Source organism: Streptomyces sp. NPDC060027 (genome assembly GCF_042737005.1).
Classification (GTDB): Bacteria; Actinomycetota; Actinomycetes; order Streptomycetales; family Streptomycetaceae; genus Streptomyces.
On the sequence record NZ_JBHWVI010000478.1, the window covers coordinates 1 to 1007 of the forward strand.

Below are 1007 nucleotides of genomic sequence, written 5' to 3' on the forward strand. Positions count from 1 at the left end.
GCCATCGGCTGCGCCGCCCCTCCCGGCCCCGTGCAGCGGCGAGGCACGACGGAGCACGTTCGTTCCCGGTGTGCCCCTGCTTTCGGCTTCGCTTCGTCGGGCCCTCCGTCAGCGGCTTCTCAGCCGTTGGTCCAGCCCGGGACCGTCGGCAGCACCGCCTCGGCGACCCGGAGGAGGGCCGCGTCGTCCGGCGTCACATCGTCCTGCCGCCAGATGGCGACCTCGAACGCGCCACCGCCGTCCTTCGCGTCCTGGGCGACCACCAAGCGGCGGGCTATCCCGCCGGGACCGGTGTCCGACGTGTCGGAACCGAAGGTGATGGCGATGGTCCGGTCCGAGTAGAGGACCGCCGGATGGCCCAGGATCGTCCGCGGCTCCGCGGACGTGCCCAGCAGATCGGTCCAGTCGGCCACCGAGAGCCGGTCGTAGCCGGCCGAGAGCTTCACGGAGTAGGACGTGAGCGTGACGTTCGCTTCGGAACCGGCGATCCTGGTCTCACCGGCCACGGTGAAGTAGCCCCCGCTTCCGGAGGCGGTCTCCGCGTGTTCGTCCGGCGTCCCGAGTAGGGCCGGAAGGTCCTTGCGGTTCAGTGCTTCACAGAGCCGCGTTCCGGAGACGTGTTTCGCGGGCCGCCTGTTGTCCTCCTTGGAGCAGGTGGCCGGTTCGCTGGCGGCGCCGCTGCCCTGTGGGAGGACCTGCGCCAGGAGCCAGATGCCCGCTGCGACCAACGCGACCATCATCACCGCGGAGACGGCCTGGGCCCCGGCGCCGGCGCCCTTCTTCGAACCGGTCGCGCTGTCGGTCATGTCCCCCACTCTCCCCATCGCGCCCCATGCGCGCGGAGGGAGACTAACCGGTGATCGTTTCGCGGGGAACGCGAATTCCGCGGATGCCCGGAACGCCGTGCCGCGGCGCGCACGGCTCCCGGCCCCGCTCCGCACGGCGGGCCTGCATCCCAGAGTGTTAGACTATGTTAGGCCTACGCCAAGTGGTGTGCTTTTTTTTTT

General features: G+C 70.2%; 1 protein-coding gene. It reads right to left on the bottom strand.

Going from position 1 to position 1007, the window contains the following annotated elements:
* Window positions 1–119: 119 nt before the first annotated feature.
* Window positions 120–806 carry a DUF6215 domain-containing protein gene (locus tag ACFWBT_RS43125; RefSeq protein ID WP_385710351.1) on the bottom strand — a complete coding sequence of 229 codons (687 nt, stop codon included), beginning with the start codon at window positions 804–806 and terminating at the stop codon, window positions 120–122.
* Window positions 807–1007: the final 201 nt, after the last annotated feature.

Coding starts and splice junctions, on each gene's coding strand:
- ACFWBT_RS43125 (WP_385710351.1), bottom strand. CDS start 806: ATGACCGACAGCGCGACCGGTTCGAAGAAGGGCGCCGGCGCCGGGGCC.